Raw genomic sequence first — 24,443 nt, 5'->3', positions numbered from 1 at the left:
TTAATGACTGTCAGCCAAACTTAGCCGTCTTAGTGATCAGGAATTAAGAGATTGCCATTCGAATCGCTCTTTCCACAGGGCTGTTTCCATTAATATGCAGCTCATTTCGGGTTAATAACGGCGGCTGCGCCATAAACTTCGGGTTCTGACCGCGATGCAGTTGAGCCGCATGGGCGATAAATGGATGGCAGAGGTAAACCGTTCCCGCCTTACCCGTTGCCAGCATCTCGTCGCGGACAGGAAATTTATCCAACTCATTTGCCAGATCCATAAATCCAAGACCTTCTTCGCCTTTTGTGGCCAGTAACCGGGCAACATCCATATGCGAACCAACACGGATGCGTGTAGGCGCGTCATTCTGACCAACATCTGAATACAGGAAAAGCATCAGCAACGCGCGGCCTCTCGAATTCACATTGACCCACCATTCGAAAAAGTTAGCCGGATCACTACCCGGGAAACTTGCATCCACGTGCCAACCCGTGTCGCCCGGATCCTCGTCTGATGGAAAACGAACAGGAAAAGTGCCCATACTCATGCATGGAAGCCAATTACCAGCACCAACCAATTGATCAAAAGCGCTATGCAAAACCGGCGTGTTCGCGGATTGCACAAAGGGCTCCTGCGAATACATGCCGAGCCGCACAACCGGCTTCGTCCAGCTCGCCGGATCATACGGGTCGTAGCCCAGATCAGCCCACAAAATATCCCTGGCGGCCTGAGCTAACTCCTCAGAAAATGCATTGTCCAGGCGGACAAAGCATTTATTTATAAAATCATGAATTTGATTGTCATCCAATATTTCTCCCATAACATTGTTTAAAATTGGGTCAAAAAGCAGGACAAGCCGTCCGCATTCAGATCGGGTTTTTGAAATTGTAAATACACAATGAAACATTCCCTGTAAAAAAGGGAGCGCGCCGGGGTTGACGCTTGGAGAAGTATTAGAGTGTTGGAGTCATCCTCATAGTGGCAAATCTAAAAATCCAGCAGAAATTTCACAAGAAAAAGGGGTTGAAATTCAGGCACGATTTGTTTGACATTTCTCTTAATCGACCAAAATCAATTTCGAAAAGCATTATGGAAGCTGATACGCAAGGAAAAAAGGCCATTGTATTCGGAGCGAGCGGCTTCGTCGGCAATTATATATTGGAAGGACTTTTGAATGATCCGGACTATGACCATGTAACCGTCGTGGTGCGGAAAAATTTAAATGTGTCCAATCCAAAGCTGGTAACATTGATCGGAGATTACCATTCTCTGCCCAGTCTGAAAGACCAGATCGTTGCAGACGATGTATTCATTTCGCTCGGAACCACAAAAAAGAATACACCTGACCAAAAAATCTATTATGAGGTCGATCACGACTACCCGGTCCTGGCAACACAGATTGCGAAAGAAAAAGGAGCGAAATCCGTTTTTCTGGTATCAGCTGTCGGGCCGGATGTAGGTTCGAGCATTTTTTACGTCCGGACAAAAGCAGAAACAGAGCGTGATGTCGTTGCCCAGGATCTGCTCCATACCCATATTTTCCGCCCGTCCATGATCATGGGAAACCGGCAGGAAAGCCGCCCAATGGAAAAAATATTCATCAAATTATTCTCCCTACTGAACCCCCTCCTCATCGGCCCGGCCCAGAAATACAGAGGAATAAAAGCAAAGGACATCGCCAAAGCAATGCTATCAGCAGCCAAAAAGCCTGCGGGAAAGGTGAAAGTTTATGAGTGGAAAGAAATGAATGAATTGCTGTAATCTTTGCCGAGAAAAAAGGTGGAGAGGGGGTCCGTATAACAGCGTTCGTGATCACTTTGACAAACAAAGAATCCATCCTGGAAGATGTGGTCAGCTACAAACATCCCGAATCCTCCTGTCTCTTCGCACAAGATATTTCAATCCCAGCGGGATAAAATATCAGTAGCCAGGAGTTACCACCCACAATGAAAAAATCCCGGAGGGATGCAACGACTCGTAGGACGTTGCATCCCTCCGGGATTTTTTCATTGTTCTATATTTTTTGCTACCGATATGGCATCCCTCCGGGATTTTCTAAATAACCTACATTGCATCCCGCTAACATCATTTCAATTCCAGCAACGTCTCGTGGCCGTTGATGGCTACCCAGGTGCCTTTTCTTTTGATGTAGACATCTGAATAGACGTTTTTTCCTTTGAGGACTTTTTCTTTGTCTCTTAGTACGAAGCTGGTGTAGGCGGTTAGGAGGCCTACGTTGTTGACGATTTGAAGATCCATGCTGTCGATGGCAACGTTGATGATCTGACGGTCTGGTGTCAGGAGGTCTTTGATAACGTCGTTTTTAGAGAGCTTTTTGCCGGTTTGTGAGATCATGATGAAATCGTCGGCTAAAATTTTGCTTACTGCGGCGGTGTCGCGTTTTGGGTATGATTGCAGCCATTGGGTGTTCAGCTGCTTGATGAGCGCGCTGTCGTCGCCCTGCGCAAAAATGGGTGTTGCAAAAAGCAGCGAAAGGCAGAGGATGATGTTCAGGGATTTTTTCATTGTGGTTTTAAGTTGGTTTTATTGAATGTAGTACATTTAAATGTAGGACATCTATCTGTATCTGCGCTGCCAAATTTTATACCAGTTCTTATTCTTGGGATAATGCCGGTGCGCGGCGCGGTTATTGACGAAGAGCGCAACGAGAAGCAAAACCAGTACACCGGTCAAAACGGGACTGAAAACGTATTTATATCCCAGACTCGTAATCTTTTCGGAACCAATGTTTGCAATCAATGCCGTAGCGCCTCCCGGCGGGTGCAGGGTTTTGGTGATTTGCATAAAAACAATGGATAGCGAAACGGCAAATGCAGAGGCTAGCCATATTTGGTCGGGGATGATCTTGTGCACCGTTACGCCAACGATTGCGCAGATTAAATGTCCGCCGATCAGATTTCGTGGCTGTGCAAGCGGACTATTGATAATGCCATAAATTAAAACAGAAGATGCGCCGAAGGAACCGATCAGGAACACATTGTCGGCTTGGGTGAACTGGCTGTTGTTGATATAACCAATGAGTGCAATGCCTAAAAACGAGCCGACAAATGTCCAGAAATGATCGTTGAAATCAATGAGGGTTTCTTTGTAAATCACATATCGCGCCATGCGGACATGCTTTCTGAATCGCTTTCTCAATTTTTACTAAATATTTACGCGCTTAAAATCCTGCAAATATAATGTTTGGTCCGTGCATTCACTTACGATTCACCTGGTTGTAAACATTGAATTTTGGTATACAAAGCAAAAGGGCCCCGAATCCGGGACCCTTTACGAGCAGTAGTTTCTATCTTAAATAATGTGATTAATCGTTACTGAGGAATCGAGGTGAGGGCAGGAACATTGTTTTGGAAACCGTTGTAACCTTTGTTCTGGTTGATCCGTCCCTGAACATTACCATCGATAGCAGACTGAGGCACAGGCCATAGCACGTGATACGGGCTCATGGTGTATTCATCGGCGTGGCGTGTTTTTACTCCCTTGTTATAAAAATCGCTTTTCTCCATGACGCGGTCATAGTAATAGTTGTTGTCGGAGAAGCTTTCCATATTGTAGGTCTTGCCGTTTGGTGCGGGTTTCCCGGTCATGGCGAAAATGTAGGCTACGCGGGTCAGTTCGGTTTTACGCGGTTCTTCGAAATATAATTCGCGCGCACGCTCATCCAGGATGGTGCCAATGTTGATTTTGGCGGGTGCAAGCGGGCTGCAATTGGCACGCGTACGCACGGCATTCACATCTGCTGCTGCTTTTACCAAATCACCTTTCCAGGCATAGGCTTCGGCCCTTAGCAGGTAAGTTTCGGCCAGACGGAACACATACCAATCGGTGTTTCCGCCCTGTGGCTGAATGCGTTGCGGATCTTCGATGAATAGCTTGTAATTGGGCCAGTCGAACCAGCAGCGGATCGTATCAATGGTCAGCAATGCACCAGTGGCGTTGCGGAATTGCAGGTTTTTGCCATAAAAAGGATCATTAGCCTTGATAGCAGGGTTGTTGTAAACCAGATCTTCCATACGGGTCCAGTTTCCCGGCGCGTGACGCAAATCTTTTTTATCATCCCAAACACCTTCCTGCGAATAATAAGTAGGACGCACGCGTCCGATTCCGCGACCAATTGTCGTGATCTGGTCGATTTCAATGCCATAAGTGTCAATGGTGCCCCGGTTACCAGCCGGTGTGTTGATATTATTATGCCAAAAGGGAACCGTATTACGCATGATCTGGATACCGGCTGGTACATTCCCATCCATGTTAATGCGGTCAATCACCAGCATTAAACCTTCTGTATTAGCGCCCAATGCCTTGTTGGCAGGGCGGTGCAGGTCCCAGATCACATTGCGGTTAGCATTGCTGGCATCCACGCCAAAACGGCTGGTCATCAGCTTATGCGTGCCACCGTCAATAACATTACTGGCGGATTTGATGGCATCGTCAAACAAGCCCAATGCCAGGTTAACCTTCGTCAGCAAGTGGCTAACAGATCCTTTATTTACCGATCCTTTGTCTGTAATGGCCGGAACCCACTGTTCAGCGAATTCCAGGTCTTCCTTCATTTTCTTCAAAATCACTTCCCGTTTCGTCGACTGGAAGTCAAGTTTAGGGCCAATGACTTCATCCAAAATTAATGGTACATCACCGAATTGCTGGGTAAGCCGGTAATAACGTGCGGCACGGTGGAAGTAAGCGGCACCAAGAATTTCATTTTTCTCCTGTTCGTTCTTGTAAGTGGGCTGATCAATCCGGGATATAGCGACATTCGCATATTTAATCCCTTTAAAACCTTCAACCCAATACCAGCCGATACGGTTATAATCAATATGGTCAAGTTGGGCATCCGGGGTGATCAGCAGGTTCAGGTTTTGTGCGGGGCCCGATTTGTCTGTTGTTCCTTCTACCGCAATGTCCGAAAACACAGCTTCGGTCACCATCGGAGGCGCGTCGCCATACCATTCCAGGCGCATGTTCTTTTCGCAGGCAACCAATGTTGCGCGCAAGCCAGCCGGATCATTAAATGTAATGTCAGGATTGTAAAAAGATAGTGGCTCGGGCGGGAGCCAGTCTTTCTGGCATGCCACCATTGTCATGCAGCCCGCTATCAGCGCAGGTGCAACTATTTGTTTTGATCTGTTATATATCGTTTTCATTTTGTCAATTTTTGGAAGAAAATGTTACAGGGTTATATCCAGACCCAATGTGAAAATGCGTGGACTTGGTACGGAAATATCAAGGTTCGTATTCTTGTCGTTATCCGTTCCGTTTTCCGGATCCCAGAAACTCCAGCTCGATAAGTAACCCAGGTTACGCACATTGCCATAGATGCGCAGGTTCTGAATGTTGACCTTCTGCACAATGTTCTTCGGGATCGTATAAGCCAGTGCTAAGCTTTCAAAACGGAGGAATGATTTGCTGCGGTAAACGGCGTAACCGGTTGCGGATCCTTCGCTTGAATACAGGCGTGCCCATTCGTTATTGCGGTTTTCAGCAGTCCAGTAAGGGAATACATACGAGCTCGAACGGTCAGGGAATCCGGGGCGGTTCTTCATTTGGTTGAACTCGCCTTTTTGTCCCAGATATGAATACATCATAAATGAGGCATCGAAGTTTTTGAAGAGCTTGAACTCGTTACGGAATGTAAGCCTTACCCTTGGGGATTTGTAACCCTGGAAAACCTTGTCATCATTGGTATATTTTCCATCATTATTAACATCCAGGATCTTGTGGTCTCCAGGTTTAACACCGTATTTGGCCGCCGCATCCGCTTCTTCGGTTTGCCATACACCCAGCACTTTGTAGTTCCAGAGCTCGTCCACCGCGTGGCCGATAAACCATTTGTTGGTGATATCGTCGGCTTCTTTTTGTCCCGTTACATTGCCTGAGGCATCTTTCACATCAACCATATTTCCATACAATTTCGCGATCTTGTTACGGTTCATCTGAACATTCAGTGTGGAGCGCCATGAGAAGTTTTCGCGCTTCATATTGTTGGAATTCAAACTCAGTTCCAAGCCTTTATTATCCACTTGCCCCAAGTTATCCAGTACAAAATCGAAACCCAGCACATTGGGAAGCGCTCTTTTCACGAGCAGATCTTTGGTTGAGGATTTGTAAAGTTCCAGGCTACCGTCAATGATGGTGTTAAACAGCGCAAAATCGAGACCCAAATTGAGTGAGTTGGTGCGCTCCCATTTCAGGTTAGGGTTTTGCATCCGGTCTACATAAAGCTGGCTCACCTGCACCACCGTTCCGCCTGAATTTACGTGCAGATATTTGCCGGTTGCCAGGTTGGATAATGCATCGTAACGTCCAATGTCCCTGTTTCCGTTGCTTCCGTAGGAGACACGTAACTTACCATAATTCAGCCAGCTTACTTTAAAGAATGGCTCATCCGTAAACACCCAGCCCAATGCGGCTGAGGAGAAAAGCGCTCTTGGATTTTTTTGTCCAAATGCCGAGTAACCGTCCCTTCTGGTTGAAAGCGTCACCATGTAACGGTCTTTAAACGAATAAAATAAACGCGCCATTAACGCATCCGCCGTGCTTGTTTCATCATTGCTCCACATGATAGGCGCATTACCGCCGCCAATGTTGTGGTAACCCAAAATGTCCGTTGGCGCAAAGCCCTTGTTCGATGTGCTGTCATCCCATCTCCGGAAACGTTCAGCATTGGCGAGCAGCGTTACATCGATGTTGTGCTTTTCGGCAATGGTCTTGTTCCATTTCAGGATGTTGTCGATTTGCCAGTTGATGGTTTTCGTGTTACGGCGTGAAGCGCGGCCACCTTCTGCTGCCCATTCCGCGTGTTTGGAAGATTCCGCATTATAGCGGTGATAAAATTCAAATCTCGGCGTAAAATTCGCCTGATAAGTAATGCCGAATGGCAGGCCGACTTTCGCAAATATTACATTGTTAATGGTTGTGGAACCTTTGTCGCGATCGGTGAAGCTGGGGGCGTAGTAGGGGTGGTTTCCTCCGCTGGCCTCCTCATTGGGCCTCCATTTGTAAGTCCCGTCCGGATTAAACTCCGATCCCCAGGGTGAAAGGTTGGGAGCGAGGTTATAGTCAACAGGAACCTGGCTTTCGTCCCGGTCTGCAAACTGGGTGTTGATCCCGACGGTCAGGAATTTGTTCACTTTTCCTTCCAGGTTGATCCGGGCGCGGATCGTGCTGTACTTGTCGCCTACAACAATCCCTTCATTATTGAGGTAACCCAATGACATTTAGTATGATACCTTGTCATTTTTACCCGAAAGACTGATGGTATGATCCTGGCGCAAAGCTTTCTGATAAATCTTGCTATACCAGTCCACGCTGCGGCCTTCTTTGTAATTTTTTATTTCAACGGATTGTAAACCAAGTCGTTGCAGCCAGACGGTTTCCGGATCACCGGCCGATCCGTCAAATGCGAGCCATTGGTCCACTGTTACGCCTGCGGGCAGATTGTTGGGATTTGTAAAACGGCTTGGCTGAGCGGCTGCGTTGATATTACGCATTACTTCGCCGCGCCAGGTCAGGAAACCGTCCGGGCTCAGTACTTCTTGATTTTGAGCGACTTCGGCGAAACCAATGTTGGAATTTACATTGATGATCGTTTTACCTTCTTTTCCTTTTTTGGTGGTGACGAGAATCACACCACTGGCTGCTTTTGCACCAAAAACCGCTGCTGAGCTGGCGTCCTTTAAAACGTCAACTGTCTCAATGTCATTCGGGTTAATGTCTTCCAGACCACCATAATAGATCGCTCCGTCCAGAACGACGAGCGGTGATGATCCCGCGGTCAGGGAATTGGCACCGCGCACACCCACATTACCACCGCCTTTTGCAGATGCCGAAAATCCAACGTTCATTCCGGGAATATTTCCTCTCAAAACATCCTGCACAGACTGCGGGTTTTCATTCTCGAGCTTCGTGGCGCTGATCTGGGAAACGGCGCCGGTAAGGTCACGTTTTTTCTGCGTTCCGTACCCGACCACGACCACTTCTTCGAGCGTTTTCTGATCAGTTGATAAGGTAATGTCCACCACGCTGGCTGTTCCCACTTCTTTTTCCTGTGGGAGATAACCAACGGCGGAAAACACCAGTACAGAATTGTTTGCAGGGACGTTGATCTGGTATTTACCGTCAACGTCGGTGGTTGTGCCATTGGTTGTGCCTTTAACCACAACGGTCACGCCCGGGATGGGCGAGTTGTCTTCTTTTGACAAAATCCTTCCGGAAATTGCCTTGTCGATGGCGTGATGGGAACCAATTTTCCGGTTTTTCGGCACATTGTTGGCCATTGCAGGGGGCAGTAGCAGCGCAAGCAGCATACTTCCCGTCATCACAGGTCGAAGGAATACTGTATATCCTTTTCTCATTTGTTTGGGTTAGGAAATGTTTCACATTAGCTCGCATTCAGCTTCGCTATATCAATATTTCCAGACGAAATGCTACATTTCTACCCTTACATCCGAAGTTAACTAAGTATAAAGTAGTTTATTAAAACAAAAACCCCGATAAGAGACGCGCTCATGTCGGGGTTTTAATGCTTCATCTAAACTAAATCAGAATCAGTTCCTTATCAAATCAGAATCAGTTTTTTGCTTCTTTAACAGCCGTGATCGGGAATTCGCCGTCCTGTGAAACGATGGTTCCTTTCAACGACTCGCCTTCCTGCATCAGGGTAACATTGAGCAAACCGCCCTGAAAATCCAGTTTGAATGTTATTTTCCCCTGATCAACCACCAGTTCTTTCATTTCCATTTTTTCCGTAGAACCAAGCGTGCCGCTTAGCTTACCATCTTTTTCCTCGAAAGTCATTACGCCGGTTTCATATTCAGGCGGAACATTGGTCACTGTGTATTTCCAGCTTCCCACAAGGTCACTGGCTTTTAAAGTGCCCTGGGCCTGCACTGAAAACATACTGATCGCGAAAATCGCAAGAAAGAAGAACTTTACTTTCAACATAGCATTAGGATTAAGTTGTTTAACATGACTAATATGCAGCAAATCTGCACGCGTCAAATTTAGGGAATCAATCCAGATTACTTCTACCCATTGTTTTATTTTTCCGCAAAATATTACTGAACGAGAGGCCTCACCAACAATTCAAACGGCTTTTAATGCGCAAATGCCTCATTGATCAGCGATTGCATGAGCTGCTCCGCACTTCCCGGTTTTAGATTCACGGCATTCTGGCCTGACCAAAAAATACTGAGATCCGTTCGTCCCTGTGCAAGCGCTGCTTCCCGCAACGGTCCCATGAAGCGTGACTGCAACGGAAACGGAAGCACTTCGGTTGCGTAGGGAACTTCTTCGGTAACGCGGTTACGGATCATCCGTCCCATGCGGCCCGTGAGCGATTTGGAAAGAACAGTATAACGCGACTCGTCCGAAAGGAGCATGGCCCGGTGCGCGGGGGTAGCATTGGATTCGTCGGTCACCAGAAATGCAGTTCCTAGTTGGGCGGCGTCGGCACCCAGGGTCAATGCGGCCCTGATGCCGACACCGTCCGCAATGCCGCCCGCTGCTATAATGGGTGTTTTGATCTTGGCTTTTAAATGTTGAATAAGTGCAAATGTGCCTGTTAATGATTCAGGGGCCGGTTTCAGAAACGAAGGCCTGTGGCCGCCAGCTTCGAACCCGGATGCAACTAGGGCATCGACGCCGGCTTGTTCCAGCGCCAGTGCTTCGTCCAGCGTGGTTGCCGCGCCAACGGTTTTAATACCCAATCTGCGCGCCTCATCCAGTATATCTTTGGACGGAATGCCAAAAATGAAGCTAAAAACCGCAGGCCGCGCTTCGAAGACTGCTTCCACTTGTTTCAGGAATTTGGAAGGAATGTTCGTGTCTAAATCCGGAAGCGGAATGCCCAATGAATCAAAATAGGGTTTAAAAAGCTGCTTTACTTTTTCCAGCTTTTCTGCCGGGAAATGTTCCAGGCTTTGATCCACATCTGAGACCCAAAGGTTGATATTATAAGGCTTGTTGGTCTTCGATTTAATCTCCTTATCCACGGCCAAAATCTGCTCGGGAGTAAGCGTGTAAGCACCAAAACTCCCCAGCCCGCCTGCATTCGATACTGCCGCAGTTAGGGTGGCATTTGAAAACCCGCCGCCCATCGGCCCTTGTAAAATCGGATATTGAATCCCCAGAAGCTCCGTTATTCTTGTTCGATTTTCCATTTTTTCAGACACTTAATGTTAAACGTTCCTTAACCCAAATGATGTCCCGCAACGTGACCGCCATCCAGATTGATGATTTCGCCCGTTACAAAGTTGCTTCCTGCAAGGTAAAGTGCCAACTCCGCAACATCACTTGTCTCACCAATGCGATCAACCAAGTGCAGCGCAGCAAGGCTGTCTGCGTTGCTAATGCCATTTTTTGCCTGCAACGGACTCCTTATAATACCGGGCGCGATGGTGTTTACGCGGATATTATTTTTGCCAAATTCCGCTGCCAGCTGTTTTGTCAGCGCGTGAATTCCAGCTTTGCTAACAACCGGCGCTGTTCCGGGAAACCCGCCAATGGCGTGATCAACCAGCACGGTGCCAATGTTAATGATCGAACCTTCTCCTTGTTTCAGCATTTGCCTGATCGCCGCCTGACTAGTGAAGAACGTGCCTTTTAAATTAATGCTCAAAAAACCGTCAAGATAAGCTTCATCAACGTCAGTAAATGCCTTTGGCTCAAAAATCCCTGCATTGTTGACCAAAACATCCAACGCACCAAAGCGCGCTACTGCGGTCTCAACTAGCAAGCGACCCGTTTCCGGCTTGCTGATGTCACCCACTACCATTGCCAGCTGGTCGTGACGACCCAGTTCCTGATATGTCGCGTTCAAATTTACTTCGTTTGCGGCGTTAATGACAACATTATACCCGCTTTCCAAAAACAATGTGGCAATGGCCTTTCCTATTCCTGTTGACGCGCCTGTTACTATAACTGTCTGTGTTTTCATGATTTCTGAATTTATTTGTTTTGAGTTTTTGTTGACACGATTCCTTTCTCCCGCAGCACGGACACTTGTTCGCCGGCATGGCCCCAGTCGTCCAGGTCAATTTCCTGGATCACTACGAATGTGAGGTTTGGATCTTTGTCCAGAACATCGGAGAGCAGGGTGGTAACCCCGGAGATCAGGGCTTGTTTTTGTTCGCGGGTAACGCCTTCACGGGTTACCTCAATTTTTACGTATGGCATGATCCTGACTGTTTATGTTATCATTAATTGTTTGATGACACAAAGTAAGTCTGCCGGAACGCGCCCGTTACGTGACCTAGATCACAAAATGTAAGTTCCTATCTGTGATGGTTGTACAGGCGGCTAAGGGTCTCGCGGGAGACGCCGAGATAGGCCGCGATGAGGTGCTTGGGAACAAGATTGTAAAGTTGGGGATATAAGGAAAGCAGCTCCTCATAACGTGCTTTGGTATCATTGTTCATGAAGGAAAGCAGTCGTTTTTGCGAGGCTACATAACCTCGGTTTGTGCGCCACCGGAAGAAATGTTCGAGTTGGTGCAGCTCGCTGCAAAGTTTTTCGCGGTCATCACTGGAAAGGCAAAGGACTTCGGCATCGGTAATGCAATCCACTGTAATGGTGGCATTTGCATGGTTGTACATAGCGGCGTAATCAGAAGTCCACCAGGTGGGCATGGCAAATTGTAGAATGTATGTCTTGATGTCGTCGTTGACAAAAAATGCTTTGAGGCAGCCTGAGATCACAAAATATTCATGAGCGACCGGTTTCCCGACCTGGATCAATGCTTCGCCTTTTTTGCAGGATAGGGATTTGAAATGGGAGAAGAAATAGTCGAACTGCTCGTCGGTGAGGTTAGCTGCCTGGGCAATGTGTTTCCTTAATGTTTCTTTGGCTTCCATGTTGCCGCTCATAAGTTGGTCTTTTTGCAGATCTGCCTTAAATTTAAATCCAAAAGTATTTTATATAATTAAACTGCGTTTTCCAAGCATGCATACTTTGTTATTTCTAATAGGCCTAGCTTTTATCTGCATTTCGTGCGGCGGAGAGCGCGGGCCTTTGAAAAATAAGAAAGAAAAAACCGTTGAGACCATTAATGCGCTGGGGGCGTTGCCGAAATACGTCACAGATCCGCCGGGAAACAAATCAACCTCTGAAAAGATACGGCTGGGCAAGCTGTTATTTTTTGATCCTATCTTATCGGGAAATAAAGATGTTTCCTGTGCGACCTGTCACCAGCCTGAGTTCAATTATGCGGAGTTTTTGGAAACATCGATCGGCGTCAATGGCCACGGAACCGGCAGCAAGCGCAAGTTTTCGGAAAAGAATGATATACCATTTGTAAAAAGAAACTCGCAGAGCATAGTTAATACAGCGTTCAACGGCATTAAAAACGGAGAAAGTTATGATGCGGAGTCCGCACCGATGTTCTGGGACCTGCGGGCGAAGGGCCTCGAAGAACAGGCACTTGTTCCGGTCCGTACATTGGAAGAAATGCGCGGGCATTCCTATCCGGAAGACAAAGTGATAGATCAGATTGTGGCGCGGATCCAAAAAATCCCGGCTTATGAAAGTCTCTTTCGCGAAGCGTTCAAGGAGGACGCGAACCCCGTTAATGTCGTGAATTTGTCAAAAGCCATTGCTTCTTACGAGCGTACGCTCATTGCCAACAACTCGCGGTTTGATCAGTATATGCGCGGAGACAGCAGCGCATTAACGACAGGCGAAAAGGAAGGGCTGAATCTTTTTCTGAAAACGGGCTGTGCTAAATGTCATTCTGGTCCCATGCTGTCGGACTACAAGCTGCATACGCTGGGCGTTCCGGATTCGCAAAACAGGAAAGAAACGGACGCAGGCGCCAATAATGATTACGCTTTCCGGACACCTTCTCTCCGTAACCTGCGTTACACCGGGCCTTATATGCACAGCGGAAAGTTCGCGACGCTTGAACAGGTTTTACAGTTTTACGAAGACATTGCAGGCGGGAAAATCCCGAACCCGAATGTCAAACCCAGCCAGATCGATACATTGGCGGCGGATATGAATGTTAATTTCAGGGATATTTCCCGGATCGTGGAGTTTTTGAATGCGCTGAATGACGATAATTTTGATAAATCTGTCCCGGAGCGCGTGCCCAGCGGTTTGCCGGCGTCGGGATTATGAGGTAGAACTTCGCTGCGTGGCGCTTTAACATTTTGTCAAACCAAAATCTCAGATCCCATGAATTATATTGACAGAAAGACATTTCTGAAAGAGTTATCCCTGCTGGCGGGCGCGTCTGTCGTATACGGGCAAGCGGGCGCGGCGGAGTTCCGGAACAAAGCGAACTTCAAACTTGGATTTGTAACTTATCTGTGGGGAAAAGATTGGGACCTGCCTACATTGATCAAAAACTGCTCGGATACGAAAATAAACGGCGTTGAATTACGCGTCGAGCATGCGCATAAAGTAATGCCTGATCTCACTAAGGCAGAACGTGCCGAAGTAAAGAAAAAGTTTGCCGACAGCCCCGTGGAGCTGATAGGGCTCGGTACAAACCAGCAATATGATTATCCGGACCAGGCCAAATTGAAAGCTTCCATAGAACGCACGAAGGAGTTTATCAGGTTGAGTGCTGATGTGGGTGGCTCGGGCGTGAAGGTGAAACCCAATGCCCTTCATGCAGATGTTCCTGTTGAAAAGACATTGGCGCAAATTGGTGCTGCATTGCATGAATTGGCTGCTTACGCGAAGGACTTCGGTCAGCAGATCAGGCTGGAAGTGCATGGCGAAAAAACACAGGAACTGCCAAATATCAAGCAGATTATGGAAGCTGCTGACCATCCCAATGCCAGGATTTGCTGGAACTGCAACAAGGAAGATCTGATCGGCGACGGCTTCCAGCATAATTTCGACCTTGTGAAAAAGTGGTTCGGCGACACCATCCACGTCCGCGAACTGGACCGCACAGATTATCCTTATAAAGAGCTGCTAAGCAATCTTGGAAAAATGAACTACAAAGGCTGGGTCCTGCTCGAATGTCACACGAATCCCGATGACAAAGTGAAAAGCATGATGGAGCAGGGCGTCGTTTTTGACCGGATGGTGAAGGAAGTTTGATGTTTGAAGGGTTTGCGTTCGCGGTTCTGGACCCCCGGCCCCTAAAGGGGAGACGTTTTAGTAGCTCGTAGAACTGCTCTCTTAGCGCTACGCCAACCACCCCTTCAGGGGCCGGGGGCTAAGGCGAATGCAATAATTATACAAAGCACCGACTGAATTGTGTAAAACTTTACGGAGTGCGCTGTGATACATTTGTAAAAATGAAAACAGCGATGGCTACGATAGTTGAAAACAATATAAAAGAAACCTTTCCCGTGCTGGGCATGTCGTGTGCAGCCTGCGCGGTGAGTGTAGAAAGTATGCTCAAATCCGTCAAGGGTGTGCATGATGCAGGCGTGAATTATGCGACGCAGACGGCCTGGGCGGAATACGAGGATACAGTTACGCCTCTGGAACTTCAGAATGCGGTCCGCTCCGTGGGTTACGACCTTGTTGTGAATGTGGAAGACCCGCAGCAAGTGCAGCAGGAAGCACAATTAGCACATTATAATGGTTTGAAAAAGAAGACAATCTGGGCGGCTGTCTTATCGCTTCCTATTGTCGTTATTGGCATGTTCTTCATGGAAGGTTCTGCCAGGGCGTTGCCTTATGGGAACTGGATTATGATGGTGCTGGCTGCACCCGTTGTGTTTTTTTTGGGCCGTAGCTTTTTTGTTAATGCATTCAAGCAAGCTCGTTACGGAAAGGCCAATATGGATACACTCGTTGCATTGAGCACGGGGATAGCATTCATTTTCAGCGCATTTAATACCATATACCCCAAGTTCTGGCATGCGCGCGGCTTGCATGCGCATGTATATTTTGAAGCGGCTGCGGTGGTGATCGCATTTATTTCACTCGGCAAACTGATGGAGGAAAAGGCCAAGTCCAACACAACCTCGGCCCTTAAAAAACTCATGGGTTTACAACCCAAAACGGTTACTATCATCAGCGGCGGTACGGAAACGGAAATTCCGGTTGCAGGAGTGAAGGTCGGCGACATCATTGTAATTAAACCCGGTGAAAAGATCCCGGTGGATGGCATGACGACGGAAGGCAGCTCGTTTGTGGACGAAAGTATGATCAGTGGTGAACCGGTTGCTGTGGAAAAAAAGACTGGCGAAAAGGTGTTTGCGGGCACAATTAATCAAAAAGGAAGCTTTCTGTTTGAAGCCACAAAAGTTGGTGGCGATACGATTCTGGCGCAGATCATCAAAATGGTGCAACAAGCGCAGGGAAGTAAAGCACCGGTGCAAAAGCTGGTGGACAAGATCGCCGGGATTTTCGTGCCGATGGTCATTGGTATCGCTATTCTGACATTCATCGTCTGGATGGTTTTGGGTGGAGAAAATGCATTCACGCATGCATTACTGACCTCCGTGACCGTTCTTGTCATCGCTTGCCCGTGTGCGCTCGGCCTCGCTACGCCTACTGCTATCATGGTTGGGGTAGGGAAGGGTGCGGAAAATAATATACTTATCAAAGACGCCGAAAGCCTGGAACTTGCACATAAGGTAAATGCCATTATCCTGGATAAAACGGGAACGATCACCGAAGGCAAGCCTGCTGTTACGCAACTGGTTTGGAGTGCAGAAGCGCGGAATAAAGCGTTGTCCCAACAAATTTTATTAGCCATGGAATCTCGCTCGGAACACCCGCTGGCCGATGCGGTTGTCAATCATTTGAAAAAGGATCATACTGAAAAAGTGCCTTTGACATCTTTTGACAGCATTACCGGCCAGGGTGTTCGGGCTGTAAGTGAAGGGGAAACGTATTTTATAGGAAACAAAAAACTGATTTCCGAAGGCGGCGTGGCGATTGGCAGTGAGCTGGTAACATTGGCTGAAAACTGGCAGCAGGAAGCACAAACGGTCATTTATTTTGCTGATAAGACACAGGTTCTGGCAATCATTGCCATTGCTGATAAGGTTAAAGCAACTTCAAAACAAGCCATTGAAAAATTGCAAAAAATGGGCATTGCAGTTTATATGCTCACCGGCGACAACAAGCAAACGGCCGCAGCCGTGGCTGAACAGATTGGTTTACAACATTATAAAGCCGAGGTTATGCCTTCGGACAAAGCAGAATTTGTAAAACAATTACAGGCAGAAGGAAAAATTGTGGCAATGGTAGGTGACGGCATCAATGACAGTCACGCACTCGCGCAGGCGGATGTGAGCATTGCGATGGGAAAAGGCTCGGACATTGCCATGGATGTAGCCAAAATGACATTGATCACCTCCGATCTTAACATGATCCCGAAAGCATTAAATCTGTCCGCCAGAACGGTGAAAACGATCAGACAGAACCTTTTCTGGGCATTTATTTATAACCTTATTGGCATTCCCATTGCGGCCGGTGTGCTTTATGCAGTGAATGGGTTCCTGCTTGATCCGATGTTGGCGGGTGCCGCCATGGCGCTGAGCTCGGTTTCGGTTGTGGGGAACAGCTTGCGGTTGAAGGCGATGAAATTGTGAGTTTTAGTTGCGTAATGGTTAGGACATCAAGAACCAAAACTTGCGGTAACCCGTTGTAAAAATGTGCATCTGCTTCATTGCGGTGCACATTTTGAATGTTCAGTTACTCGCACCTTAATGAATTCATTCCTTAATAAGAAATACGACAAACCGGTTTTAAAGAAAAATCAGCCGGACGACTCCTATAAATTCCAGCCACTGCCGGCACCCACAGGAAAATATCCTTATCACTTTGATTTAGAGTCGGTTCAGGAATTAAATGACCGTAATAAGCTGGCGTTTCACATGCTCGGCGATACGGGCAGTATTCGTAATCCGGATTTTCAAAAGCTCGTGGTTGCCGAAATGATCAAGCAATATCAGCAGACTGATGGCACGGGTAAGGAACCCATGTTCCTGTATCATTTGGGCGACATTGTTTATAATTTTGGAGAAGCGAGTCAGTATAAAAGACAGTTTTTTGATCCCTACCAAAAATATCCCGGCCCGATCTTCGCCATCCCGGGAAACCACGACAGTGACGTAAATCCGGACAGCCGCGTTTCCTACCGAAGCCTGGATCCGTTTAAGGCCGTTTTTTGTGATAAGCAGCCGCAAACCGTAAGTTTCAGCGGCGGGGCGGAACGGAAAAGCATGACGCAGCCTAATGTTTTCTGGTCGCTCATTACACCGGTTGCGCGTATTATCGGCATGTATGGCAATGTTACCAAGTTTGGCGTCATTACCCCGGATCAGCGTAAGTGGTTAATGGAAGAGCTCAGGAGTGCCGATGCTGATCGTCCTGAAAAGGGCATTATTCTCTGTATTCACCACGCGCCCTATTCTGCAGATATCAACCACGGATCCAGCCTTCCAATGATCCAGTTTTTTGACGGGGTTTTTGAGCAGACCGGTGTCCGCCCGGATGTGGTTTTTAGTGGGCATGTTCACAATTACCAGCGGTTTTCGAAGCGATATTTTGATGGCAAGACGGTTCCCTTCATTGTTGCCGGCGGCGGCGGTTATGACGAGCTCCATCCTGTTGCGTCCACTTCGGACAGCCGTTTTACAGCCAATAATGCGGCTTTTAATCATGTTACCCTTGAAAATTACTGCGATAACAAGCACGGCTTTTTAAAAGTCTCGCTCGAAAGAACAGAAAAAGGGATCCGCATTACCAGCGAGTTTTACACGCTTCCGCATGAAAAAACGGTCGAGCCAGGAATGAATGCCATCCTGGCCGACCGTTTTGTAATAGAAACCTAAGTCCCTACTGCTTGAAAATGATCTTTGAAAGCGTCATCAATGGTTCGATGGGCTTCGCCGTTTCATTTTTAAACAATATATAAATGTCATGTTTGCCCGTGGTTGGCTTAATGTTGACCAGAACCGGCGCGCGGGTAGGGCGACGCGGCGGTTTTACGGTTTCACCCGGCTTTTTCTGGCTTTCCAGTTCGGCCATCAGCTTGGCCATATCCACTTCCGGAGCAATTTCAACATTCTGTTCACCAACGAGTGTTCCGGTAGGTGAACCCAGCCGTATCTCGATCTTGCCGCCCATGGCGCCTTCCCGTTTCTGGGCCGCGGCATTCATTTCAAGTGCCTTGATATCAGTTAAATCTGTTTCTTTGAACGCCAGAAAGCTGTTTGCAAAAGTCACCACGCTGAAACCAAGGCCGGCTGTTCCCAGTGCTTTCATATCTGCACCTTGCACAATCGGTGCTTCGGCCGCATTCAATTCCGGGCTTCTCAGCACGATCATTTCTTCCGTTGTCTGGGCCGGGATAGCCTTATTGCCGCTCATAGAACGATCCGTAAATGCCGCCCTGATCAGTACGGAGCCTTTTCCATTATCCTGTGCAGGAATTTTTGGTGTAAACTCACCTTTGACAGGCAATGTACTCAATGTCTTGTCTGTGCTGTTGAGAATGTATTTTACAATGGTCTCTGCATCAGCCACAGGCAATGCGGGGTGGGCAGGCATGGCCACTTCGCCCCAAACCCCGGCTCCGCCTTTCAGAATTTTCCCTACCAATGCTTCCGTTACGCCCGGCTTACCTTTGTATTTGTTAGAAATATCTGCAAATGAGGGTCCTACCGATTTTGCGTCCACCTGATGGCAGACTTTGCAATCGCTCTTGCCGATCAGGACCTGGGCAACGGCAAACTGCGTGCTCGCATCCACACTGCGCTGGCTCTGAATGACTTCGGCATAATCAAAACCTTCTGAGGCGTAGTCAATGCTCACCGCAATTTCCTCAGGTTTGATTTTTCCTTCCAGTAAACTACCGTCTTCCTTGTCGGTGACGTCGATGGAGTAGGGAATAGGTTTTCCTGCGAAAAAGAATGTTTTATTTCCGTCTACGTTCACCGAAACCTTTGGCGGCTCGTTACCGGCAATAATTCTCAGGGATTGCGAATTGGAAGCGCCTTTGGCGTCGGTTACCGTCAGGCTGGCTGTATAAACGCCTGGTTTGTCAAATGTTACCGTTGGCTCAGCAGTGGCAAATGTTTTCGCAGCACCGCCGTTACCCGTGATTTTCCAGCTGTATTTCAGTTTGTCTCCGTCAAAATCTTTTGTTCCGGCCGAAGAAAGCTTAGCTTGAAAGGGAACCGTTCCGCCTTTTTTATCCGTAGAAACCTGAACAATCGGCTTGCGGTTGCCACCATTGTATTCAATGCGGATCAACCTAGAATTTTCACTCTTTCTGAACCAGTTGCTGCCGTATTCAAGCACATACAAATCACCATTCGGGCCAAATTTAATGTCGATAGGCTGCACCGGATGGTAAGCTGGCAACACGCGTTCCATGGACTCATAATCACCATTCGGACTCATAGAAATGGCCATAATCCAGCCACGGGAGAAGTCGGCCGCTATCCATTTGTTCTCATAATAAGCCGGCCATGGTCTTTTTGGTGATTTGAAATCCGCACGGTGATATATCGGTCCGCCTGTTGCGCTCCGGGAACCGGAACCCACTGCCGGGAATTTTTCAGAAATGCCGTAAGGATAGTAAATAAAACTAGGGGCAGTCGGTAAAAGCTCTTTCAAGCCTGTATTATTAGGTGAGTTGTTGACCAGATTTTTCGGGTCTTTTTTTGCCAAAGGCTTGTTGGCAGCGTAATCATACACCGGGAATGCCTGATCGTCGCCCACAAACCAGGGCCATCCAAAATTACCCGGCTTTCTGGCCTGGTTCAGCTCATCATAACCGCGCGGCCCGATCTCCGAATCTTCGCTGGCATCCGGCCCCACTTCACCCCAGTATAAGAAGCCCGTTTTGCTGTCAACCGCAATGCGCCAGGGATTCCTGTGGCCCATTGAGTAAATCTCAGGACGCGTTTTTGCCGTTCCTGTGGGGTATAGATTGCCTTCCGGAATGGTGTATGAGCCGTCTGGTTCAGGATGGATTTTTAAGATTTTCCCTCTCAAATCATTCGTGTTTCCCGCATGTCCCTGATCATCCCAGCTGGCGCGTCCCTCGCGCTCGTCGGTTTGAGCGGCTTTCTGGTTTCCGGTGTTGTTACCAACCGTCAGATACAGGTTACCACCTTTATCCCAGGTCATCCCGCCGCCCGTGTGGCAGCACACCTCGCGTTGTGTAACCACCTCGATCACATCCTTTTTTGAGCTTTCTATGAGTTTGTCATCCCGCAATTCGTAACGTGAAAGAATGTGTTTTTTCTCGGTCGGATGCGCGTAATAAAGATAGATCCAATGGTTTTTTTCAAAATTGGGGTCCATAGTAAAACCCATCAGTCCTTCTTCGGCTTCCCGGGAAACACCTTCTGCGCTAACGTATTTGGTGTTAACGGGGATCATTGCGATCAGGTCGGTGGACTGGGTGGACGCATTGTATTTTTTCAAAGCGCCCTTTCTTTCAATAATGTAAGCCGAACCGTCGGGAAGCACTTCAAAAACCATGGGTTCGTCCAGGTTCTCCGCCACCACAATGGGCGTGAAGCGGCTTTCATCCGGTTTGGGCGGACTATCTTGAATAGTGAATGCTGCAATCAGCAAAAAAGCGGGAATCTGGGCGGTGTTTTTCAGGACACGCGAAATTCGCCGGAAACGCGGGGAAAGGTTTGTCATAGGTAGTAAACAAGAGTTTACTGGAAATATAACAAATTATCGTTAAAAATTCTTATTCCTATTTTCCCATCCAATGTTTAAAATCGCCCACTTTTTCACGGCTTACCAGCGCTTCCTTACTATGCGACGGTCGCAGGCTCAGCGCAAGACGGCTTCCAAAATATGGATCGATTTTGTCAACCGCTTTGTGCGTCACCATCATCCCGCGGTTAATGCGGAAAAAACGAGCAGGATCCAGCACGTCGGCGAGCTCATCCAAGGTATAATCCACCAGCAATTTCTGGTTATTGTCCGTTACAAAGAAGCTGTAACGCTCTTCTGTGAAGAAATAGGCGATCTCGCTTACCTCGATGGATAGCATTTTTTGTCCTTGTTTTACCAAAAATCGTTGCCGGTATTCTTTCTTGCTCGTTTTCTGGAATCCTTCCAGCAATTTCTTAATCCCTTCGAGCGAGTCTTCGGCTGGTAAAGCACGCATGTTTTCATATTTCTGCAAGCTCCGCTGCAAATCGTCGCGGTGTACGGGTTTCAGCAGATAATCAATGCTGTTGAGTTTGAAAGCCTGCAATGCATATTCATCGTAAGAGGTTGTGAAAATGATGGTGCTGGTCACCTGCACGCGGTTGAATATTTCAAAGCTCTGCCCATCCGACAACTCAATGTCAAGAAAAATGAGGTCCGGATCTGCACGGCCTGCCTTCTGGTTGTTTCTCAGCCATTCCACGGTTTCTTCAATGCTGTCGGTCACGCCGCTGATGAGCAAGTCGGGCGCAGTTTCATTCAATAATTTTTTTAATCTTCTGACAGACAGGTCTTCGTCTTCCACGATCAGTGCGTCCATAATTTTAATTTTCAGGCTATTAATGGCAGTATTACGGTAAAGAATTCGTGATTACTCTCAACGACAGGCTGTGAAATGTCCTTTTGCTGTTCGTTAAGAAGCTTATATTTAGTAATGATATTGACGAGTCCCACGCCGGTCGATTCCAGGTTTTCGGCACCGGCGGTCAATGTCTTCTTTTGCAGGTTGTTACGCACCATTAAATTCCCTTCCTGCGTGCTTAATATGAAAATGGTGAGCGGCCGGCTGGCTCGGATCACATTGTGCTTTACTGCATTCTCAACCAACAATTGCAATGTTAAAGGCGGAATCCTGCGGTTCATCAAATGCTTCTCCACATGCACATACAGCTTCATGCCGTCACCGTAGCGTGTTTTTAGTAAATGTCCGTATGATTCTATGAAGGAAAGTTCTTTCTGCAATGTGGTGAGCTGGCTGAAATCGCCGTCGTCCAGAGAGGCGTGATTGGTTTGCAGCAAGTAACGGTAAACGCGCGCCATCTCATCTACAAACTGCTCGGCCTTCCGTGGGTCTTCGGCAATTAATGTAGACAATGAATTTAATGTATTGAACAAGAAATGCGGGCTGACCTGTGCTTTCAGACTTTCCAGTTGTCCGTTAACATTTTCCTTCATCAACCTTTCGCGGTTCACTTCATGGTGTTTCCATCTGCCGATGGCATTAAAAGATTCCTGAATGCCCATAACCAGCATAATTGCGCCCATATTGATCAGGTAAATGGTCAGGATCTTCTGGACGGTGAGCGTGGACCCGAACAGCCCGAAACCAATGTATAACCAGGCGATCAGCAACAAGAAAACACCGGAAATTGCTGCGTGCGCGGCTATGGAAACGAAAATGCGCCTGATGGTCTGGTCCAGTCTGGGATGGCGCTGCGCAATGTTGTCACTGATTTTGGATTGAATAAAAAACGTGATGGTCAGTAGCGAACCATTCAGTAATGTGCTTCCCGCGAATGTTTTCCAATTGCTGTAAAAACCCGGCCCCACCATCAGATAATTGAAAAAAAGCAGGAAAACCGGCATCGTCAGCACGTACGACCAGCGCGTTTTAGGGCTCAATGCACCTGACATTCCTGCTATCAATTTTCCTTTGTTCATTGTGTGCCGGCCCGGTGACTCTTGCCGCGATTTCAGTTTGTTAATGAATTCAAAAGTATACCAGCAGTGCCAAACGCGGGAATGTATGTTGTATCAATTGAATGAATAAATACATGAATTGTACCGTTTCGCATCTGTACATCAAGCCCTGACCCGGGCGGAAAGCAACGGGACGGTGACCGTAAAATGCTCGTCCGTTTCGTCCACGCGCAGCTCGCGGTTACTCAGTGCATGATATTTTACGCGCAATCCGGACAGCCCGCCCTGGTCGGTCGCCATCGTCCTGACCTTGTTTTGAATGTTGTTCCGGACCATAAGTCGCTGACTAAACGCAATCGCTATTTCGATAGTCAGCGGTTTCGCTTTGCTCATTGTATTGAATTTGATCGCATTATCAATTAAAACTTGCAACACCAGCGGCGGAACGAGCAATTCGCCCGCATAAGGTTCCGGCTCTATAATGTGCAGGCTCTCGCCATAGCGTGCGCCCAGCAGCCGCGCGTAGGTGTGCAGAAATGTAAATTCAGCCTGGACCGGGACGAGCTCCGTTTTGGAGGCCTGCAAAATGTAGCGGTAAATTTTGGCCAGATCTTCCACGAATTCTTCAGCCTTATCCTGATCATCGCTGATCAGTGCGGAAAGTGTATTGAGGCTGTTGAACAAAAAATGCGGGTTAACCTGTCCTTTGAGCGCATCAAACTGGTGTTGCAGCGATTCCCTTTCCAGCTTTTCACTTTCCGTCTGGTTTTTTTTCCATTGTTCCAAAGAGTAAAAAAGGCCCAGCATGGAACACAGGAAAATATCGAAAAAGGCCCCCAGGATCATAATCGGCCATATATTCTGCCAGATAAATTGCACGTCGAGGCCAGGCGTAATGCTGTAAGCCCAGACATCAAAAGCAGCAAGTCCCATTGTAAGCGTCCCCACTGCCAGCAACATGGCCAGTAAGCGCGGCCTTGTCTGGTCCACATGCGGAAACCTGCTGATGATCCAGCGGACCACAAGGGTAAGCATCACGATCGAAAACCAGTAAAGCGCCAGCACGAGCAATGTCGCTTTCACGAAGACAGGAAATTCTCGGAAATAAACAGTGCCTATAAAGTAATAATTGCCGACAGCGCAGAACACAGGCATAATCGCCAGATGATACCACCATTCGTATTTCGAAAAAAAACGCGGCCTCACGATAATTCAGGAAGGGTTTTGCAAGATAAATTCAAAAATAGCGAACCCTAAATAATTACTTATCAGGCCGCTGATGTTTTTTGCAATTCATCGGCTTCTTTTCAGCGCCAGCCCATGGCCAGGCCGATGCCGGCATGGGAGGCGAGGGGGTTGGGAACTAACGGTGGCGTGTATCTGATCTTTAAAATGTATATCCAGCGGCCGGTTACCAAATTGAAGCGGAATCCTGCAATTCCCGATGGTGTTAATGCTGGCTGTCCGTTGGCTCCCGAATGCAAGCCTCGGTCGTAGCGATCGACGAAAAAGGAGGCAAGTCCTCCTTCAACATAGGTTTCGACGGCATAATGGGCGGGATGCGGCGTGCAAGAGTTTCGTTTATAGGGATTTAAGATAAAGCAATGCGTTAATGCTGCCGAAAATGCAGGACTGCGAAATTCCGGCTGGCTCACCGCACCAATTCCTGCCTGAACGTCCCAGAACGACCTCTTAGTATATCCAAATGCTGCCTCGGCAACGAAAGCGCCTTTCGGGGTAATGCCAAAAATTTCTGCACCAAAAGCCCCGCGAATGCGCGTATAGTAAGGCTGCGCGGCAGCGCATGAGGCACCTAGCAAGAAGATCGGAAGCAGTCTTGTGAACACGGAGTAAGGCTTTGCCTTTCAACGGTCGAATGTGCTCTGTAAGTATGTCGGAAGTTACATTTG

General features: G+C 47.8%; 21 protein-coding genes. 5 read left to right on the top strand and 16 right to left on the bottom strand.

Annotated elements, in window-relative coordinates:
• Nucleotides 1-43: 43 nt before the first annotated feature.
• Nucleotides 44-811, bottom strand: coding sequence for a phytanoyl-CoA dioxygenase family protein (locus G395_RS0104275; RefSeq protein ID WP_026628945.1), 768 nt, complete (start codon nt 809-811; stop codon nt 44-46).
• Nucleotides 812-969: 158 nt separating this feature from the next.
• Here G395_RS0104275 and G395_RS0104270 point away from each other — a divergent pair, with 158 nt between their 5' ends.
• Nucleotides 970-1,752, top strand: coding sequence for an NAD(P)H-binding protein (locus G395_RS0104270; protein WP_211237742.1), 783 nt, complete (start codon nt 970-972; stop codon nt 1,750-1,752).
• 324 nt (nt 1,753-2,076) lie between these two features.
• Here the strand turns inward: G395_RS0104270 and G395_RS0104265 are convergent, their stop codons facing one another.
• From G395_RS0104265 to G395_RS0104225, 10 genes are all read right to left on the bottom strand, one after another.
• Nucleotides 2,077-2,517 (bottom strand): nuclear transport factor 2 family protein, encoded by a 441-nt coding sequence (locus tag G395_RS0104265; RefSeq protein ID WP_026628943.1) that lies wholly within the window; start codon nt 2,515-2,517, stop codon nt 2,077-2,079.
• Nucleotides 2,518-2,568: 51 nt separating this feature from the next.
• Nucleotides 2,569-3,120 carry an HPP family protein gene (locus tag G395_RS0104260; RefSeq protein ID WP_035360367.1) on the bottom strand — a complete coding sequence of 184 codons (552 nt, stop codon included), beginning with the start codon at nt 3,118-3,120 and terminating at the stop codon, nt 2,569-2,571.
• A 203-nt stretch (nt 3,121-3,323) separates the two neighbouring features.
• Complete coding sequence (locus tag G395_RS0104255; RefSeq protein WP_051349973.1) at nt 3,324-5,156, bottom strand: RagB/SusD family nutrient uptake outer membrane protein; 1,833 nt, start codon at nt 5,154-5,156, stop codon at nt 3,324-3,326.
• Between the two features lie 24 nt (nt 5,157-5,180).
• Complete coding sequence (locus G395_RS28495) at nt 5,181-7,229, bottom strand: SusC/RagA family TonB-linked outer membrane protein (protein WP_229203966.1); 2,049 nt, start codon at nt 7,227-7,229, stop codon at nt 5,181-5,183.
• Complete coding sequence (locus G395_RS32625; protein WP_229203965.1) at nt 7,230-8,366, bottom strand: carboxypeptidase-like regulatory domain-containing protein; 1,137 nt, start codon at nt 8,364-8,366, stop codon at nt 7,230-7,232.
• Nucleotides 8,367-8,580: 214 nt separating this feature from the next.
• A complete protein-coding gene (locus tag G395_RS0104245; protein ID WP_229203964.1) occupies nt 8,581-8,955 on the bottom strand; it encodes a hypothetical protein in 375 nt (124 codons plus the stop codon).
• 152 nt (nt 8,956-9,107) lie between these two features.
• A complete protein-coding gene (locus G395_RS0104240) occupies nt 9,108-10,172 on the bottom strand; it encodes an NAD(P)H-dependent flavin oxidoreductase (RefSeq protein WP_026628939.1) in 1,065 nt (354 codons plus the stop codon).
• Nucleotides 10,173-10,201: 29 nt separating this feature from the next.
• On the bottom strand, nt 10,202-10,948 hold the full coding sequence (locus G395_RS0104235) for an SDR family NAD(P)-dependent oxidoreductase (RefSeq protein ID WP_026628938.1): 747 nt from the start codon (nt 10,946-10,948) through the stop codon (nt 10,202-10,204).
• Nucleotides 10,949-10,959: 11 nt separating this feature from the next.
• Nucleotides 10,960-11,187, bottom strand: a complete 228-nt coding sequence (locus G395_RS0104230; protein ID WP_026628937.1) for a tautomerase family protein — start codon at nt 11,185-11,187, stop codon at nt 10,960-10,962.
• A gap of 98 nt (nt 11,188-11,285) precedes the next feature.
• Nucleotides 11,286-11,876: a Crp/Fnr family transcriptional regulator gene (locus G395_RS0104225; RefSeq protein WP_229203962.1), complete on the bottom strand. Its 591-nt coding sequence runs from the start codon at nt 11,874-11,876 to the stop codon at nt 11,286-11,288.
• Between the two features lie 76 nt (nt 11,877-11,952).
• Between G395_RS0104225 and G395_RS0104220 the strand changes: the two genes are divergently transcribed.
• From G395_RS0104220 to G395_RS0104205, 4 genes are all read left to right on the top strand, one after another.
• Nucleotides 11,953-13,125 (top strand): cytochrome-c peroxidase, encoded by a 1,173-nt coding sequence (locus G395_RS0104220; RefSeq protein ID WP_026628935.1) that lies wholly within the window; start codon nt 11,953-11,955, stop codon nt 13,123-13,125.
• Between the two features lie 57 nt (nt 13,126-13,182).
• Nucleotides 13,183-14,061 (top strand): sugar phosphate isomerase/epimerase family protein, encoded by an 879-nt coding sequence (locus G395_RS0104215; RefSeq protein WP_026628934.1) that lies wholly within the window; start codon nt 13,183-13,185, stop codon nt 14,059-14,061.
• A 212-nt stretch (nt 14,062-14,273) separates the two neighbouring features.
• Entirely contained in the window at nt 14,274-16,517 is a 2,244-nt protein-coding gene (locus tag G395_RS0104210; RefSeq protein ID WP_026628933.1) for a heavy metal translocating P-type ATPase, read from the top strand.
• A gap of 117 nt (nt 16,518-16,634) precedes the next feature.
• Nucleotides 16,635-17,762, top strand: coding sequence for a metallophosphoesterase family protein (locus G395_RS0104205; RefSeq protein ID WP_026628932.1), 1,128 nt, complete (start codon nt 16,635-16,637; stop codon nt 17,760-17,762).
• A gap of 4 nt (nt 17,763-17,766) precedes the next feature.
• Here the strand turns inward: G395_RS0104205 and G395_RS0104200 are convergent, their stop codons facing one another.
• The 5 genes from G395_RS0104200 to G395_RS0104180 form a co-directional block, all read right to left on the bottom strand.
• Entirely contained in the window at nt 17,767-20,592 is a 2,826-nt protein-coding gene (locus tag G395_RS0104200) for a PQQ-dependent sugar dehydrogenase (RefSeq protein ID WP_026628931.1), read from the bottom strand.
• Between the two features lie 58 nt (nt 20,593-20,650).
• On the bottom strand, nt 20,651-21,433 hold the full coding sequence (locus G395_RS0104195) for a LytR/AlgR family response regulator transcription factor (protein WP_026628930.1): 783 nt from the start codon (nt 21,431-21,433) through the stop codon (nt 20,651-20,653).
• A gap of 11 nt (nt 21,434-21,444) precedes the next feature.
• Nucleotides 21,445-22,554, bottom strand: coding sequence for a sensor histidine kinase (locus G395_RS0104190; protein WP_051349972.1), 1,110 nt, complete (start codon nt 22,552-22,554; stop codon nt 21,445-21,447).
• Between the two features lie 141 nt (nt 22,555-22,695).
• Nucleotides 22,696-23,739 (bottom strand): sensor histidine kinase, encoded by a 1,044-nt coding sequence (locus G395_RS0104185; RefSeq protein ID WP_229203960.1) that lies wholly within the window; start codon nt 23,737-23,739, stop codon nt 22,696-22,698.
• Between the two features lie 101 nt (nt 23,740-23,840).
• Nucleotides 23,841-24,380: a hypothetical protein gene (locus tag G395_RS0104180; RefSeq protein ID WP_026628927.1), complete on the bottom strand. Its 540-nt coding sequence runs from the start codon at nt 24,378-24,380 to the stop codon at nt 23,841-23,843.
• Between the last annotated feature and the right edge of the window lie 63 nt (nt 24,381-24,443).

The organism is Dyadobacter alkalitolerans DSM 23607, assembly GCF_000428845.1.
Classification (GTDB): Bacteria; Bacteroidota; Bacteroidia; order Cytophagales; family Spirosomataceae; genus Dyadobacter; species Dyadobacter alkalitolerans.
The sequence above is the reverse complement of the archived record's forward strand: the minus strand, read 5'-3'. Positions and strand labels throughout refer to the sequence as shown.

Excerpts from the sequence above, each read along its gene's own strand:
- G395_RS0104275 (WP_026628945.1), bottom strand. The coding sequence starts at position 811 with ATGGGAGAAATATTGGATGACAATCAAATTCATGATTTTATAAATAAA.
- G395_RS0104265 (WP_026628943.1), bottom strand. The coding sequence starts at position 2,517 with ATGAAAAAATCCCTGAACATCATCCTCTGCCTTTCGCTGCTTTTTGCA.
- G395_RS0104260 (WP_035360367.1), bottom strand. The coding sequence starts at position 3,120 with ATGGCGCGATATGTGATTTACAAAGAAACCCTCATTGATTTCAACGAT.
- G395_RS0104255 (WP_051349973.1), bottom strand. The coding sequence starts at position 5,156 with ATGAAAACGATATATAACAGATCAAAACAAATAGTTGCACCTGCGCTG.
- G395_RS28495 (WP_229203966.1), bottom strand. The coding sequence starts at position 7,229 with ATGTCATTGGGTTACCTCAATAATGAAGGGATTGTTGTAGGCGACAAG.
- G395_RS32625 (WP_229203965.1), bottom strand. The coding sequence starts at position 8,366 with ATGAGAAAAGGATATACAGTATTCCTTCGACCTGTGATGACGGGAAGT.
- G395_RS0104245 (WP_229203964.1), bottom strand. The coding sequence starts at position 8,955 with ATGTTGAAAGTAAAGTTCTTCTTTCTTGCGATTTTCGCGATCAGTATG.
- G395_RS0104240 (WP_026628939.1), bottom strand. The coding sequence starts at position 10,172 with ATGGAAAATCGAACAAGAATAACGGAGCTTCTGGGGATTCAATATCCG.
- G395_RS0104235 (WP_026628938.1), bottom strand. The coding sequence starts at position 10,948 with ATGAAAACACAGACAGTTATAGTAACAGGCGCGTCAACAGGAATAGGA.
- G395_RS0104230 (WP_026628937.1), bottom strand. The coding sequence starts at position 11,187 with ATGCCATACGTAAAAATTGAGGTAACCCGTGAAGGCGTTACCCGCGAA.
- G395_RS0104225 (WP_229203962.1), bottom strand. The coding sequence starts at position 11,876 with ATGAGCGGCAACATGGAAGCCAAAGAAACATTAAGGAAACACATTGCC.
- G395_RS0104220 (WP_026628935.1), top strand. The coding sequence starts at position 11,953 with ATGCATACTTTGTTATTTCTAATAGGCCTAGCTTTTATCTGCATTTCG.
- G395_RS0104215 (WP_026628934.1), top strand. The coding sequence starts at position 13,183 with ATGAATTATATTGACAGAAAGACATTTCTGAAAGAGTTATCCCTGCTG.
- G395_RS0104210 (WP_026628933.1), top strand. The coding sequence starts at position 14,274 with ATGGCTACGATAGTTGAAAACAATATAAAAGAAACCTTTCCCGTGCTG.
- G395_RS0104205 (WP_026628932.1), top strand. The coding sequence starts at position 16,635 with ATGAATTCATTCCTTAATAAGAAATACGACAAACCGGTTTTAAAGAAA.
- G395_RS0104200 (WP_026628931.1), bottom strand. The coding sequence starts at position 20,592 with ATGACAAACCTTTCCCCGCGTTTCCGGCGAATTTCGCGTGTCCTGAAA.
- G395_RS0104195 (WP_026628930.1), bottom strand. The coding sequence starts at position 21,433 with ATGGACGCACTGATCGTGGAAGACGAAGACCTGTCTGTCAGAAGATTA.
- G395_RS0104190 (WP_051349972.1), bottom strand. The coding sequence starts at position 22,554 with ATGAACAAAGGAAAATTGATAGCAGGAATGTCAGGTGCATTGAGCCCT.